Below are 15,281 nucleotides of genomic sequence, written 5' to 3' on the forward strand. Positions count from 1 at the left end.
ACAACCGTCGTCCCCGGCCGGCGGTGTCACCCCGTCCAGGACGACCAGCGTTCCTCCCCGGCCGGCGGCGGGCAGAGCGACGGATGTCCAGTCCTCATTGGGCCTCGCGGCGGCCCTCGGCACGCTGGCCAGTTCGATGCGCATGATGTCCAGTCTGCACGATTCCCCCGGGGGACCGCATGAGTCCTTCACGGTCTCTGCACGCACTGTCGATGGACTCGTACGACCTGGTCAACCACTGTCATTCGGTCAGAATGAACACCGAACGAGGCCGGGGCGGGATGGGGAAGAGCGCATCGGGGAAGCTGCGGGCGCGCATCCTGCCAAAGCATGTCCAGAAGGTCCACCCGGCACGCCAGGTTCCGGCAGGACCTCGGCTGGGAAGAGTTGTTTGCCAACTCATTCGTGATGTTCACTCGTTCAGGTGGCGGAGCGGCCGATACGTGCCCCCCTCGCACATGCGCTGGAATGGTCGGAAGCCGTACCAGGGGTGGGGGCTCTCTCGATGTGACCGGTCGTCACCTCTGCTTCATGGGCGGACGAGTCAAGAATGCGAGCACCGGTGCAGAAGAAGCGGCCTCGGGGTAACGGTGTCACGCGCGGCGGGGCGACCAAGGCTGAGACCGGCAAGGCCACGGTAGGCATGGCCGGGACGGGCGGTACGACAACAGTGGGCAGCGCCGGAACGTTCGGTTCCACGGCGGGTTCCCCGGCCGGTTCCCCGACGGGCGGGAGCGACCGGCCCGGCACGGACGGGCAGTCCGTCAAGGGCACGTCCGGCACCGGCAAGTCCGGCAGGAACAAGCCCGGCAAGGACAAGTCCGGTAAGGGCCGGGGCCGCAAGGGCCGGGCCGACAGCGCGAGCGGCACCCCCGCGCCCGCTACCGTGTCCGTGTCCGCGAACGGACTCGCCGAGAGCGGTACGGGCGGCGAAGGGCGCCGCGTGCGCGTACGCAGCAGGCTGGTCGCCGGTGTCGCCGTCCTCGGCATCACCGTCGTCGCGGCCGGCGCGCCCGCCGTGCTGACCGCCTCCGCCGAGCTGAACGACGCCCAGCGTCTGGTCACTCTCGCCCAGCTGAACCAGCAGGCCGTGGTCCTGACCCACTCCCTCGCGGACGAACGCGACGAGGTCGTCGTCTTCATCGCCGCGGGCCGGGAGACGCAGCCGGGCGGGACGGACTCCTCCGACGCGGGCTCCTCCGACTCCTCCGGCACCGGCTCCGGCGACACGGCGGGCTCCGGCGCCGACGGCAGCACGGCCACCGAAGGGGGCACCGGCTCCGGCGGCGGTGACCAGGGCAAGCACACCATCTCCGACGCCCGCAGCGCCCGGGTCGACCGGCAGATCGACGAGATACGCACGGCCGCCTCGGCCTCTCCCGGTCTGCTGCACGACCTCTCGACCGTCCCCTCCATCCGCCGTACCGCCCTCACCGGCAAGGGCTCGGCCCTGGAGGCGTACCGCGCGTACTCCGACGTCATCGCCAAGCTCCAGGCACTCGCCGACGAACTGGCCGAGAAGACACCGGCCGAGGCCGCCGACGGCACCCGTGCGCCCGGCGCGCTCGGCCGCGCCGTGGAGCAGGCGTCCGCCTCCCGCGGCCTGCTGCTCGCCGCGCTCGCCGTGCCCGCGCCCACCGACACCGCGCCGCAGTACGACCCGATCACCGGACTCCTCGTGGAGCCCTCGGCCGACTCGGACAGCAAGAAGAACGACCAGCTGCGTGACGAGCTCAGCGCCACCGCCCAGCAGTCGCGCGTCCGCGAGCTCGCCGCCCTCGCCGACTTCGACCAGACCGCCGACAGCGAGGCGCGCGAGTCCCTGACCGCCACCGTCACCGGACCGGACGTCAAGACCGCCGAGGGCTATCTGACCCGGCTCACCGACCGGCCCGAACTCTCCGACGCCGACCGCGAGGCCGACCAGAAGAAGGTCGAGGCCGCGCTCTCCGCCAGGATCGACCAGATGCGGGGCGTCGAGTCGGGGCTCGGCTCCAGCCGGCTGGAGCGTTTCGAACTGCTCCGCGACGACGCCGTCACCGGTCTCGAACTGCGGATCGCGCTCCTCGGCGGCTGTCTGCTGATCGCCGTCGGTGTGTCCACCGCCGTCGCCCGCACGCTGACCAGGCCGCTCGCCGTCGTACGGATCGGCGCGGCCCGGCTCGCGGCGGCGCCGGAGACCGAGGAACCGGTCAGGTTCACCGGGCGCAACGACGAGTTCGCCCAGGTCGTACGGTCCCTCAACGGCCTGCACGGCAGGCTGCTCGAACTCTCTGCCCGCGCCGAGACGCTCGACGGCGACCGCGCCGACCTGATCGCCGCGCGCGAGAAGGTCGTCGCCCAGCGCGCCGAACTCCAGGAGCGCACGGCCGAGATCGGCGCCCAGCTCCAGCGGCTGCGGCACACCGTCCACCACACCTTCGTCAATCTCTCGCTGCGCACGCTCGGTCTCGTGGAGCGCCAGCTCGCCGTGATCGAAGGGCTGGAGGAGCGCGAGCAGGAGCCGGAGCAGCTCGACACGCTCTACAAGCTCGACCACATGGCCACGGTCATGCGCCGGCACAGCGAGAATCTGCTGGTGCTCGCCGGGCATGACCACGGCCACGGCTCCAACGGGCCCGTACCGCTCGTGGACGTCCTGCGCGCCGCCGTCAGCGAGATCGAGCGGTACGAGCGCGTCACGATCCACTCGCTGCCGCCGCACGCCCAGGTGGCCGGCTTCGCCGCGGACGACCTCAGCCATCTGATGGCCGAACTGCTGGAGAACGCCACCTCCTTCTCGCCGCCGGACGCCGAGGTCCAGCTCTCCGGCTGGCAGCTGGAGGGCGGCGAGGTGATGCTCTCCGTCCAGGACCAGGGCATCGGGATGTCCGCGGACCGGCTCGCCGAGCTGAACGCGCGGCTCGCCGAGCCCGAGGACGCCAAGGACACCGGTGAGCCCGACGATGTCGAGGGCCGGGCGAGAAAGCGGTACGGAAGCGAGATCGAGGGCGAGGGACTCGGTCTGCGGGTCGCCGCGCTGCTCGCGGCGCGCCATGGCGTACGGATCGAGCTGCGCGAGCACCAGCAGGGCGGTGTGGCCGCGGTCGTCGTACTCCCGCAGGCCCTGCTCCCCGCCTCTCCGCCGGCCGGCGCCCCGCACCAGGCACGGACCGCCGGGGCGGCGCCCGCGCTGCATCTGCCGGGCTCGGCGGCGGAGGCCAACTCCAACGCGCTTCCCGGGCGTTCGGCACCGGACCCGCTGGTCGCGGCGGCTGAGGAGGCGATCCGCAAGGCGGAGTCCGCCGAGTCGGAGACCGAAGCCACCGACGCCGGTACCGCCGCCCAGTCGGAGACCGAAGCCAGAGGTGCGGGGGCCGCCGCCGAGCCGGACGAGCCCATGGCGCCCGGGCTTGAGCACGAGCCCGCGTCCGCGCCGGAAGCCGGGTCCGGGTCCGAGCACAAGCACGATCTCGACCCGGAGCCCGACCCGGAGCCCGAACCCGAGCGTGGATTCGAGCCGGATCCTCAGCGGGAGTCCGGGGCCGAACCGGCCAGGGCCGTCGCCGTACCCGCCGCCGCGCCGCTGCCCGGTCCGTACGCCATCGGTCCCGAGCGCCATGAGCGCGTCGCCGACGGCGAGCCCGGGACCACCGGCCCCGATCAGGACACCTTCACGATGCGGCTCCCGCGCCGGCCCGGCGCGCCCGCGGCCCCGGACACCGCCCCGGACCCGGCCGCGGACATCGCCGCGGACGCGGACATCGACTCCGATGCCTCCCCGCGGGAGCGCATCACCGACAAGGGGCTGCCCAAGCGCACCCCGAGAACCGTCACACCCACCGCCGCGCCCACCGGGCGCTCCGGCGGTGTCGACGCGGAAGCGCTGCGCCGCAGGCTCGGCGGCTTCCACCAAGGCGCGAAGGAAGGCCGGCGCGATGTCGAGGCCGAATTCACGGAGCAGACAGCGCCCACCGCGCGGACCGAAGTACATACCGATGAGGCGGGGGAAACAGTCGAGGAGGCACGCAGTTGACTGCGACCGGCACATTCGGACTGAGCAGCGAAGCCCGTAACCTGCACTGGCTGTTGAGCAATCTCGTCGAGGAGGTGCCAGGAGTCCACTCGGTCGCCGTTGTCTCGTCCGACGGACTCCTGCTGCTCTCCTCCGACCCGGGGCAGAACACCGAGGCGACCACCACCGTGCGCCAGGAGGGCCCTCGCGGCTCCAGCGCCGATCTGGCCACCATCGTCTCGGGCATCGGCAGTCTGACCGTGGGAGCGGCGAAGCTGATGGACGGCGGCGGGGTCAAACAGACCATGGTCGCCATGGAGGAGGGCAGCGTTTTCGTCATGGCGATCAGTGACGGCTCGCTGCTGGGTGTGCACGCCACACCTGATTGCGATATGAGTGTGGTCGCGTATCACATGGCACTCTTCGTCGGCCGCGCCGGACATGTGCTGACACCGGAGCTCCGCGAAGAGTTGCGCAAGTCGATGGAGTCGACGGAGAGCGCCACATGACGCCGCCCACCGAACCGGGCAGGCGGCTCCCCGTACGGGGCGGGGACCGCAGGCCGGCCCGGGTCCGTCCGTACTCGCTCACCGGCGGACGTACCCGCTTCGGGCATGTCCTGCTCGTCGAGACCTTCGTCGCCGCGATCGAAGCGGCCGACGAGCGCAAGGAGTTGACGGACGGCGGAGCGTCCTCCAAGGTCATGCCGGAGATGCGGGCGATTGTCGAGCTGTGCCGGCGCATGCGTACAGTGGCAGAGGTGTCGGCACTGCTCAAGATGCCGCTCGGAGTGGTCCGGGTGCTGCTCAGCGACCTGGCCGACCAGGGAAAGATCCGTGTGTACGGGACCGGTTACGGGACCGGCCAGCCCGACCACGCGCTGCTGGAAAGGGTACTGAGTGGACTCCGCCGTCTCTGACGCCACCGCTACCGCCGGTGTCACCACCGCCGGTGCGAATGTCCCGGGCGTGACCGCCCCGGGCGCCGCCGCCTCGGGTGTCATGACCCCGCCGTTCGTGGCCGAGCCCGAAGAAGAGCTCAAAGCCTGGCAGTTGGACCGCACCCGTGCGCCCATCGCCACCAAGATCGTGGTCGCCGGCGGCTTCGGCGTCGGCAAGACGACCTTCGTCGGCACGGTCTCGGAGATCCCCCCGCTCCAGACCGAGGCCCTGATGACCCAGGCCAGCGCGGAGACCGACGATCTCAGCGCCACGCCCGACAAGGTCACCACGACCGTGGCGATGGACTACGGCCGGATCACGCTCGACAACGACCTGGTGCTGTACGTCTTCGGCACACCGGGCCAGGAGCGCTTCTGGTTCATGTGGGACGACCTGGTGCGCGGCGCGATCGGCGCCGTCGTCCTGGTCGACACGCGGCGCGTCGCCGACTCCTTCCCGGCGCTCGACTACTTCGAGAGCTGCGGGCTGCCCTATGTCGTCGCGGTCAACCACTTCGAGGGCTCGGAGCCGTTCGACATCGAGGACGTCCGGGACGCGCTGACGATTCCGGACGAGATCCCCGTACTGATCATGGACGCGCGCAAACGGATCACGGTCGTCGAGTCGATGCTCACGCTGGTACGCCACGCGCTCGCGGCCTCGCCCGAATAGCGCCCGTCGCGTCCCGCAGCTCGCACTCGCATCACGTACGCAATCGGAGAACCCGCCATGCGGAAGATACTCGTCGTCGGAGCCGGTCAGTCCGGGCTTCAGCTCGCCCTCGGCCTCCAGTCGCGGGGGTACGAGATCACCCTGATGTCCAACCGCACGGCGGACGAGATCCGGTCCGGCCGGGTCATGTCCACGCAGTGCATGTTCCACACCGCGCTCCAGCACGAGCGCGATCTCCAGATAGGTTTCTGGGAGTCCCAGGCGCCGAGGATCGAAGGCGTCGGCGTCTCGGTCACCGCGCCCGACTCCACCCGGGCCGTCGACTGGGTGGGCAGGCTCGACGGATACGCCCAGTCCGTCGACCAGCGCGTCAAGATGGCCGGCTGGATGGAGACCTTCGCCCAGCGCGGCGGCCAGCTCGTGATACACGGCGCGGCCGTCTCCGACCTGGACTACTTCTCCCGTACGTACGATCTGGTGCTGGTCTGCGCGGGCAAGGGCGAACTGGTCTCGATGTTCGGCCGGGACGCCTCCCGCTCCCCGTTCGACGCCCCGCAGCGCGCGCTCGCGGTCGCGTATGTGCACGGCCTGGGCCCGCGTCCCGAGCACCCCGAACACGACGCCGTGCGCTGCAATCTGGTGCCTGGCGTCGGCGAACTGTTCGTGATGCCCACCCTCACCACCTCGGGCCGTGCGGACATCCTCTTCTGGGAGGGCGTGCCCGGCGGTCCGCTCGACGTCTTCCGGGGCGTCAAGGACCCCGCCGAGCATCTCTCGCTCACCCTGGAGCTGATGGAACGCTTCACGCCCTGGGAGTACGCGCGGGCCACGAAGGTCGAGCTGACGGACGCCAACGCCACACTCGCCGGACGGTACGCGCCGACCGTGCGCCACCCGGTCGGGCGGCTGCCCGGCGGCGGTCTTGTCCTCGGTGTCGCCGATGTCGTCGTCGCCAACGACCCGATCACCGGACAGGGCTCCAACTCGGCGGCCAAGTGCGCCGCTTCGTATCTGGAGTCGATAGTGGCGCACGGCGACCGGCCGTTCGACGAGGCGTGGATGCGGTCGGCGTTCGACCGGCACTGGGAGACCGCCCGGCATGTCACGAAGTGGACGAACGCCATGCTGGGCGCACCGCCGGAGCATGTCCTCGATCTGATCGGCGCGGCGGGCCGGATCCCGCCGGTGGCCGACCGGTTCGCGAACGGCTTCAACGATCCGGCCGACTTCGAGAACTTCTTCTACGAGCCCGGGAAGACGAAGGAGTATCTGGCGGAGGTCTCGGGCACGGTCGGTGCGGTCGGCACGACGGGCGCGAAGGGCGCCTGACCGGGCCACCCGTCCTGTCCGCTCGTCCTGCCCGCCCCTCTCGCCGTGCCTCCCGGTGTCTTTCGTACCTCCCGGTCCCTTCGTGCGTCAGGCCTGGTTGTAGCCGGTGTCCGCGCCGTCCATCGCGCCCTCGGGCAGCTCCGGCGGTACGTACGCCCCGGGGTTCAGCGAACGGGCCTCGGGATCGGGTCGTACGGCGCCCAGCAGCGGATTCGCCGCGATCGGCGAGACCTTGACACTCGCGCCGGGGCGGGGCGCCTGGATCACCATCCCGCCGCCGAGGTAGATCGCCACATGGGTGGCCTCGGGAAAGTAGATCACCAGATCGCCGGGGCGCAGCTCGCGCAGTGAGATCCGGGGGAGCTGGTCCCACTGCTCCTGGCTGGTACGCGGGATGCTCACGCCGGCGCGCGCCCAGGCCTGCTGGGTCAGCCCCGAACAGTCGAAGGTGTCCGGTCCCTCGGCGCCCCATTCGTACGGTTTGCCGATCTGCTCGACGGCGTAGCGCACCGCATCGCCGCCCTCGGCCGAGGGCGCTCTGCCCGCCTCGCCCCCGGGCGCTCCGGGTGCGCCCGCCTGAGTCGCCGCCCCCTCTCCGAAAGCGTCTCCGAGCGCGCCCGAGGCGAGCAGTTCGCGCTGGGCCTCGTCCGTACCGGCCTTCTCCAGCGCGGCCACCGCGGCGATCTGTCTGCGGCTGAGCGAGGCGAGCAGCTTCTCGACGTCCAGGAGCCTGGACTTGACCATGTCCCGCTGCTTGCGCTGCTTGGTGGCGAGGGTCTGCTGCCTACCGAGTGCCTCGCGGGACGCGGTGGCCAGGGCGGCGGCGCGTTTCTCGGTGCCGGCGAGCCGTGCGAGCGTATGGGCCCTGTCGCGCGCGGTGCGCCGCACCAGATAGCTCTCCTCCAGAGCCTGCTGCGGATCGCGGGCGAGCAGCAGCCGCAGATAGCCGGAGAGTTCGGACTGTCCCTGGTACTGCCGGCGCGCCAGCCGGCCCGCGTCGCCGCGGCTCAGGGACAGGGCCGTACGCGACCGGGCGAGGGCGGCGGTGAGCCGCTTCGTCTCGGCGCGCTGCCGGGTGAGTTCGGCCTCGGTGGCGTTGAAGGCCTCCGTGGCCTGCTCGGCCTGCCGGTAGAGAAGCTGGAGGCGGCTCAGCATCCCGGAGACGGTTCGGGGCGTGGACGCGTCGAGGCCGGCGTCCAGCGCGGCGGTGCCGGCGGGCGCTCCGGCGCCGAAGGCCCCGCCCTCGGCGTCCAGTGGATCGTCGCCGAATGCTGATGTCCCGTCAGTTCGGTTGCCGGGCCCCGGCTTTTCGGGGTCCGGCCCGTCGGTCCCGGTCCTGCCGCTGTCCCTGTCCCTGCCCTTGTCCTTGTCCCGGGACGGGGAAGGGGACGCCGACGCCGAGGTGCCCGATGCCGTCTCGTCGCCCGGCTCCGCGACGGCGCCCGAAGCGAAGGGCACCCCGGCGAGGACGGTCGCGGTGGCCAGCGCCGCGGTACAGGCCGCGCGTACGACTCTTCCTGACATGTCATCACCTCCGTTGCGGGATCGAGAGTCCAGCACTAGGCGATGATGAGGTGAGATGACGTACGAATAGCTCATTAATGGGCGGGGTGGCGCAACAGCATCACCCCTGTGAGGGACCACCCGGCTTCGACCAGGGCCACTTCAGCGTCCGGCGCTCGCGGCCCGTGGAGACGTACTCGTACTTCCATCCGCGCTGCAGCCCAAGGCGCTTGCCGTACCCCGCCGGAGCGCGCCGGTAGGTGTGCACGGTGGGCGGCCCGCCGTCCGCGTCGGGCACCGGGATCTCGTACCACTTGGGCGGATGCCCGGTCGGTCCCGTCAGCACGGGCAGTACGCGCCCGTCCATCGGGCCGCCGACAAAGGGGGTGTCTTCGCTTCTCACGGGCCCAGTCTCGCTCAGTCCGGGCGGAGCGCGGCCCAGGCGTTCCGCTCGCCGGCCCTCGCCGCCAGGAGCGGCGGTCCTACAGGAGCCGTGCGGCTCCGGTGACCCGGGGGATCACGCGGCGGGCCAGCGTGGCCACCGGGCCGTCCGGGCGCTCGTGCGCCATCAGTGTGTCGACGGCCCCGGCGGTCTCCTCGTCCGTGGCCGCCGTGGCGACCAGGAGCGCGACGAGATGGTCGACCAGCCAGTCGCGCAGTTCGGCGGCGGGCGGCTGCTTCTCCTCGTCCAGCCATATCAGCGACGCCGATTCGACGGCCGCGATCCAGGTGCGCACCATCATCCGCAGCCGCGCGCCCGGCGGCTGCGGAGCGGACGGGCCGATGGCCGTACGGTCGGTGTCCGCAGGGTCGGTGTCCGGCCGGTCGATGGTCGTACGGTCCGCAGCCGCCTCGCCCGTACCGATGTGGAGCAGGATCTGTTCGGCCGCGGCCCGTCGTACCTCGTCCACGATCGCGGTCGTCCGGGACGTCTCGCAGACGCTGCCGCCCTGGAGCAGCGCGCTGAATCCGGCGTCGTGCTGGTCGACGAAGGCGAGATAGCGGTCGAGCACGCGCCCGAGCCGCTCCGTCGGCGGTCCCACCGGCGGCTCGGTGAAGCACAGTTCCAGTTCGTCGGCGGCGGAGCGGAGCGCGGCCTCGTACAACTCCTGCTTGCCGCCCCGGAAGTAGCGGTAGACGAGCGGTCGCGACACCCCGGCCGCCGCCGCGACATCGTCGAGGGAGACATCCTCGGGAGCCCGGTGCGCGAAGAGCGTGAGCGCCGCGTCGAGAAGCTGTGTGCGGCGCTCCTCGACAGTGAGCCGTCTGTACGCGGGTGTTGCGGGCGCGGTCATGTCGGCAGCGTAACCGGACCCGAGGGCCGGTCGGGCGTCGACCGGGTACCCGCCGCTCCGGCCCTGCGAACATGGCGCATCGCACGCCCCCGAGAGGCACGATGGCCCCTATGACCACCCCACACACAGCCTCCGACCGTGTTCCCGCCGACCGGGCGGCGGCCCGGCGCAGTCTCGAAGGGCTCGCGCTGGGCGATGCCTTCGGCGAGCGCTGGTTCCCGCTCTTCCGTGAACGCCCGCGCGCCTACGCCGAGATCAAGGCCAGGCTCACACCGCAGGAGCTGGAGTGGAACTGGACGGACGACACGGCGATGGCCCTCGCGATCCAGCGCGTCCTGCACGAGCACGGTGTCATCGACCAGGACCGGCTGGCCAGTTGCTTCGCCCTCACCTACGACGCGGACCCGGCCCGGGGCTACGGGCACGGTATGCACACGCTGCTGCCCGCCCTGCTCGCCGAGCCGGAGAGCTGGCGCACCCTGGCCCCCGGACTGTTCGAGGGCGGCAGCCTCGGCAACGGCGCGGCGATGCGGGTGGCGCCGCTCGGCGCCTGGTTCGCTGCCGATCTCGCACACGTCGCCGAGCAGGCCGTCCGCTCCGCCGAGGTGACCCACGCCCATCCGCAGGGGATCGCGGGCGCGGTGGCGGTCGCCGTGGCGGCGGCGCTGTCGGTACGGTCCGCGCTCTCCGTGGCGGCGGTGGCCGAGGCCACGCCCGAGGGCCCGGTACGGGACGGTCTCGCGCGGGCGGCGGAACTGCCCTTCACCACCGAGCCGTGGAAGGCCGCCGACGTGCTCGGCAACGGGCGGCGGATCCGCGCGGACGACACCGTGCCGTTCGCGGTCTGGACGGCCGCCCGCCACCGTGACGACCTGCCGGCCGCGCTCTGGTCGACGGCCGAGGGCTTCGGTGACGTGGACACCACCTGCGCCATCACGGGAGGCATCGTCGCGGCCCGTACGGGAACGGGCTCGGTCCCGGCGCAGTGGCGGGAGCGCCGGGAGCCGCTGCCACGGTGGGAGCCGCCGACGTGAGGTCCTGTCCGGCCGCTCAGGAAGCCGCGTGCCTCTCCGCCGCGGCGGCCATGTCGAGCAGCGCGGCATCCGCCCCCCGCGCCGCGACCAGATGCAGTCCGACCGGGCAGCCGTCCGCCGTGAAACCGGCCGGAATGCTTGCCGCTGGATGCCCGCTCAGATTGAACGCCCAGGTCAGCGCCGTGGAGTAGAGCGCGCCCGGTCCCTCGTGGCCATGCGGCCGGTTCGGTGTGACCGGGGTGAGCAGCAGGGGCGTCCGGGCGAACAGGGCGTCGAGCCTGCGGTCGTTCTCGGCCCGTACCTCCACCGCCCGAGCCCAGGCGTCCCCGGACGGATCGCCGCCGCGCACGGTCGTCCAGGCCTCGCGCGGATCGAGGAGTACGAACGGACCGGCGGGCGCCGACGGATCGTGCGGCGTGTGGGGCGCGTGTGGCTCATGGGGCGCGTGCGGCGCCTTCGGGCCTCCCGCCCCCTCCGGTCGTACGAGCCGTACCACCCCCGCCGTCACCAGCCGCCGGACCGCCGCCCGTACCACCGCGGCCACCTCCGGGTCCGGCCGCGCGTAGCCCAGATCCGGGGAGTAGACCGCGGGCACCGGCAGAGCCGGGGCGGCCGGGTCCTCGGCCGGATCGTGAACACGGTCGCGAGCGGGGTCGTCCGTGCCGAGCACAGCGCGCAGATACGGCCGCGCCCGGGCCGCCGACCGTGCCAGTATGCCCGCCGAGGCCAGTCCCGTACGGTCCGGCGAGGGCAGCAGTCCGTTCGTCGTCTTCAGCCCGAACACGCCGCACCACGCGGCCGGGATCCGTACCGACCCCGCCCCGTCGCTGCCCGTGGCCAGCGGCACCATCCCGGCCGCGACCGCCACCGCGGAGCCGGCCGAGGACCCGCCGGGCGTACGGTCGGCGCGGTACGGATTGACCGTACGCCCGTGCCTGCCCCGCCCCCAGGTCTGCCAGTACGTTCCGGGCCCCGGCACCGCCGTCGAGCCCACCGGCACCGCGCCCGCCGCGATCAGGCGCTCCGCCGCGTACGACCGGATCCCGGCCGGTCCCTTCACCGCGAACGGCAGCCCGGCGAGCGGCAGCCGCCGGTCCACCGTGCGCGCCCGCTCCAGCGCCTCGTCCTCCCACACGTCGATGAACGCGCACAGCCGGGGATCGAGCCGTTCGATCCGCGCCAGCGACCGCGCGACCAACTCCGTCATGGGCTCATCACCGGTCACAAGCCCCCTGTCGGTCACAGGCGCACCCCCTGCCCATCGCCCTCGCGCGGTCCACCCGCTCAGTCTCGCAGCGCCTCCTCCATCACCGCGCGCGCGATCGGGGCCGCGTTACCGCCGCCGCTGATGTCCGCCCGCCCGGCAGCCGCGTCCTCCACGACCACCGCGACCGCGACCGCCGGACGGACCGTGTCCTCGGCCTGCGCCCAGGCGATGAACCAGGCGTACGGCAGACCGGAGTTGTCCACCCCGTGCTGGGCCGTGCCCGTCTTCCCGCCGACCGTCACCCCGGGAATGGCCGCCTTCGTCCCCGTACCGTCCCTGACCGAGTCGATCATCATCTGCCGCAGCTGCTGCGCCGTGGCCGGGCTCATCGGCCGCCGGTACATCCGCTCGCCCGTACGCGACACGATGTCGCCGTCCGCGGTGGTGATCCGGTCCACCAGATACGGGTGGCGGAGATCGCCGCCGTTGGCGACCGCCGCCGCGACCATCGCCATCTGGAGCGGAGTGGCCCGGGTGTCGAACTGACCGATGGAGGACAGCGCCAGCTCGTCGTCGCTCATGCGGGTGTCGAACCGGGAGGCGGCGACCCGGGAAGGGATTCCGAGCCCGGCGTCGTTGAAGCCGAATCCCTCCGCGGTGCGCAGCATCCGGGCCGGCCCGACCTTCACCGAGAGCCCGGCCAGCACCGTGTTGCAGGACCATCTCAGGGCGTACGCGAGCGACGCCCGGTCGCAGCCGACCGCCTCGTTGGGCAGTCTGGTCCTCGTGCCCGGCAGGATGAACGGTTCCTCGATACCGGTCGGCGCGTAGGCGTCCTCGACCGTCCCGGACTCCAGCGCGGCCGCCGCCGTCACGATCTTGAAGGCCGAACCGGGCGGATAGGTCTGCCGGATGGCCCGGTTGAGCATCGGCTGGGTGTCCTCCCGGGTCAGCCGCGTCCAGGCGCCGGTGACACTCCTGCCGGTGCCGGAGAGCCGGCCGGGGTCGTACGACGGGCTGCTGACCAGCGCCAGAATCCTGCCCGTCGTCGGCTCGATCGCCGCCACCGCGCCGCGCCGCCCGGCGAGTCCGTCGTACGCGGCCCGCTGCATCGACGCCTTGACGGTGGTGACGACGCTGCCGCCTGGCTGCCGGCTGCGGGTGAGATCGTTCCAGAAGGGGAAGGGCGCGAGCATCGGCTCCGTACCGGAGAGCACGTCGTCCTCGGCGCTCTCCAGCAGCGTCGTGCCGTACGTCTGCGAGGCGTAGCCGGTGACCGGCGCGTACAGCGGTCCCTGGGTGTAGCCCTGCTCGTAGCGCAGTAACTCGCGGGTGTCATTGGAGCGGGTGACCGCCTTGCCGTCGACGAGGATGTCACCGCGCGGCTGGGCGTAACGGAGCACGGAGTTGCGGCGGTTGGCGGGATTGGCGTCGAGGGAGTGCGCGTCGATGATCTGGATTCTGACGGCGTTGAGCAGCAGGGCGACGAGGAGCAGCAGACAGAAGAGGGCGGTGCGCCGGACATGGCGGATCACCGGTCGTCCTCGCGGATCACCGGTCGTACCCGAGGGTCCAGGACCGCGGGTGTGCCGACCCCCGTCTCCTCGGACTCGGACGTCTCACCGGACGGCAACGGGGACGCGGACGAGGACGCGGACGCGGACGCGGATTTGGACCTGGGCAGGGACTCGGACCTGGACCGGGACGTGGACGTGGACGTGGACCTGGGCCGTGACTTCGACAGGGGCCCGGACTCGGGCACGGGTGCGGGCCCGGACGTGGCCGCGGGCTCGGGGCGCGGGCTGCGGGCCGAGTCGCTGAGCCGGATGAGCAGCGCCACGATCACCCAGTTGGTGACGACCGACGAGCCGCCCTGGGCGAGGAAGGGCATGGCCATACCGGTCAGCGGGATCAGGCCCATCACCCCGCCCGCGATGACGAACACCTGGAGGGCGAGGATCGAGGCGAGCCCGGTGGCGAGCAGTCGTCCGAACGGGTCGAGCAGGACGAGGCCGGTCCGGTAGCCGCGGGCGACCAGCAGCGCGTACAGCATGAAGACGGCGGCCAGTCCGACGAAGCCCAGCTCCTCGCCCGCGGTGGCGAGGATGAAGTCCGACTTGGCGGCGAAGCCGATCAGAATGGACTGGCCGCGGCCCAGGCCCGTACCGAACAGCCCGCCCGCCGCGAACGCGAAGAGCGACTGCGCGAGCTGACCCGGCCCGCGTCCCTCCTCGATGGACGCGAACGGATGCAGCCAGTCCTCGACCCTGCTGTGCACATGCGGCTCCAGCGAACCCACGGCGAAGGCGCCGACCGCGGCGAGCAGCAGCCCGACGGCGATCCAGCCGGTGCGCCCGGTCGCCACGTACAGCATGATCACGAAGAGTCCGAAGAAGAGCAGCGAGGTGCCCAGATCCTGTTCGAGGACGAGGACCATCACACTGACCACCCAGATGGCGACGATCGGTCCGAGAACGCGTCCGGTGGGCAGGTGGAGCTTGCGGATCCGGCGGCCGGTGTAGGCGAGGACATGGTGGTTGGCGGCGAGATACGCGGCGAAGTAGACCGCGAGCAGGATCTTGGCGAACTCACCGGGCTGGAAGGAGAGCCCGCCGACCCTGATCCAGATCTTGGCGCCGTTCACGGCCGGGGAGAAGATCGGCACGATGAGCAGCACCAGCGCGGTGGCGACCGAGAGGTACGCGTAGCGCTGGAGCGCGCGGTGGTCGCGCACGAACGTGACGACGGCGATGAACAGCGCGACGCCGAACGTGGACCACACCAACTGGGTCGGCGCCGCGATGTCGTTCGGGGTCTCCAGGTCGAGCCGGTGGATCAGCACCAGGCCCAGACCGTTGAGCAGCACCGCGATGGGGAGCAGCAGGGGATCCGCGTACGGCGCGCGGAGACGGACCGCGACATGGGCGAGGAGGGCGAGCAGGCCCAGCCCGGCGCCATATCCGGCCGCGCCGGGCGGCAGCGCGCCGTACTTGCCGAGACCGACGCCGGCATAGCCGAAGACGGAGATGAGGACGGCGCAGACGAGGAGGGAGAGTTCGACGCCGCGGCGCTTGCGGAGGCCGGGCTCGGGCGGGGGAGTGTCCCCCGTCGTTGCGGTCATGGATCGAAACGTAGCAAGGCGGCATGCCTTATGTCCGTTTATGTGGAGTCGTAAAGCATGCCGGGCTCACTTCGTGTGCTGCGTGCGTGTGGCGGGTGCGGCTCGGCGTGGCGGGGGTGGCTTACGGGTGTGGCGCGGCGCGGATGGGGCTCGCGGTGGTCGGCCACGGCGCCGGGCGCGGCGTC

At 72.0% G+C, this 15,281-nt stretch carries 12 protein-coding genes; 6 read left to right on the top strand and 6 right to left on the bottom strand.

The genetic code is table 11. The features are described 5' to 3' along the window. Nucleotides 1-643: 643 nt before the first annotated feature. Genes BFF77_RS25290 through BFF77_RS25310 form a run of 5 tightly spaced genes read left to right on the top strand, consistent with a single transcriptional unit; the run spans nt 644 to nt 6,936 of the window. Complete coding sequence (locus BFF77_RS25290) at nt 644-4,015, top strand: sensor histidine kinase (RefSeq protein WP_079125491.1); 3,372 nt, start codon at nt 644-646, stop codon at nt 4,013-4,015. Then, nucleotides 4,012-4,503, top strand: coding sequence for a roadblock/LC7 domain-containing protein (locus tag BFF77_RS25295; protein ID WP_066953824.1), 492 nt, complete (start codon nt 4,012-4,014; stop codon nt 4,501-4,503). Before BFF77_RS25290 ends, BFF77_RS25295 begins: the two co-directional genes overlap by 4 nt. Continuing rightward, nucleotides 4,500-4,913 carry a DUF742 domain-containing protein gene (locus BFF77_RS25300; protein ID WP_066953827.1) on the top strand — a complete coding sequence of 138 codons (414 nt, stop codon included), beginning with the start codon at nt 4,500-4,502 and terminating at the stop codon, nt 4,911-4,913. The genes BFF77_RS25295 and BFF77_RS25300 overlap by 4 nt, the downstream gene beginning before the upstream one ends. Beyond that, nucleotides 4,894-5,607 (top strand): GTP-binding protein, encoded by a 714-nt coding sequence (locus BFF77_RS25305; RefSeq protein WP_079125490.1) that lies wholly within the window; start codon nt 4,894-4,896, stop codon nt 5,605-5,607. The genes BFF77_RS25300 and BFF77_RS25305 overlap by 20 nt, the downstream gene beginning before the upstream one ends. Nucleotides 5,608-5,664: 57 nt before the next feature. After that, nucleotides 5,665-6,936, top strand: coding sequence for a styrene monooxygenase/indole monooxygenase family protein (locus tag BFF77_RS25310; protein WP_066953830.1), 1,272 nt, complete (start codon nt 5,665-5,667; stop codon nt 6,934-6,936). 87 nt (nt 6,937-7,023) lie between these two features. Here BFF77_RS25310 and BFF77_RS25315 read toward each other — a convergent pair whose 3' ends face one another. The 3 genes from BFF77_RS25315 to BFF77_RS25325 all read right to left on the bottom strand — a co-directional run bounded on the left by BFF77_RS25315 (nt 7,024) and on the right by BFF77_RS25325 (nt 9,734). After that, the gene (locus BFF77_RS25315; protein ID WP_066953833.1) at nt 7,024-8,460 is read right to left on the bottom strand and encodes a C40 family peptidase; all 1,437 of its coding nucleotides are present in this window, start codon (nt 8,458-8,460) and stop codon (nt 7,024-7,026) included. A 100-nt stretch (nt 8,461-8,560) separates the two neighbouring features. Continuing rightward, nucleotides 8,561-8,842, bottom strand: coding sequence for a hypothetical protein (locus BFF77_RS25320; protein WP_066953836.1), 282 nt, complete (start codon nt 8,840-8,842; stop codon nt 8,561-8,563). 79 nt (nt 8,843-8,921) lie between these two features. Beyond that, complete coding sequence (locus BFF77_RS25325; RefSeq protein ID WP_066953839.1) at nt 8,922-9,734, bottom strand: TetR/AcrR family transcriptional regulator; 813 nt, start codon at nt 9,732-9,734, stop codon at nt 8,922-8,924. A gap of 110 nt (nt 9,735-9,844) precedes the next feature. Between BFF77_RS25325 and BFF77_RS25330 the strand changes: the two genes are divergently transcribed. Then, nucleotides 9,845-10,768, top strand: a complete 924-nt coding sequence (locus BFF77_RS25330) for an ADP-ribosylglycohydrolase family protein (protein WP_066953842.1) — start codon at nt 9,845-9,847, stop codon at nt 10,766-10,768. A 16-nt stretch (nt 10,769-10,784) separates the two neighbouring features. On the opposite strand, the gene BFF77_RS25335 is transcribed toward BFF77_RS25330, so the two are convergent. The 3 genes from BFF77_RS25335 to BFF77_RS25345 form a co-directional block, all read right to left on the bottom strand. Further along, the gene (locus tag BFF77_RS25335) at nt 10,785-11,975 is read right to left on the bottom strand and encodes an amidase family protein (protein ID WP_066953846.1); all 1,191 of its coding nucleotides are present in this window, start codon (nt 11,973-11,975) and stop codon (nt 10,785-10,787) included. Nucleotides 11,976-12,052: 77 nt separating this feature from the next. Continuing rightward, on the bottom strand, nt 12,053-13,510 hold the full coding sequence (locus BFF77_RS25340; protein ID WP_066953849.1) for a penicillin-binding transpeptidase domain-containing protein: 1,458 nt from the start codon (nt 13,508-13,510) through the stop codon (nt 12,053-12,055). Next, nucleotides 13,507-15,096, bottom strand: a complete 1,590-nt coding sequence (locus tag BFF77_RS25345; protein ID WP_169922726.1) for an FtsW/RodA/SpoVE family cell cycle protein — start codon at nt 15,094-15,096, stop codon at nt 13,507-13,509. The genes BFF77_RS25340 and BFF77_RS25345 overlap by 4 nt, the downstream gene beginning before the upstream one ends. Nucleotides 15,097-15,281: the final 185 nt, after the last annotated feature.

Origin of the sequence: Streptomyces lushanensis (genome assembly GCF_001700515.1) — a bacterium.
Classification (GTDB): Bacteria; Actinomycetota; Actinomycetes; order Streptomycetales; family Streptomycetaceae; genus Streptomyces; species Streptomyces lushanensis.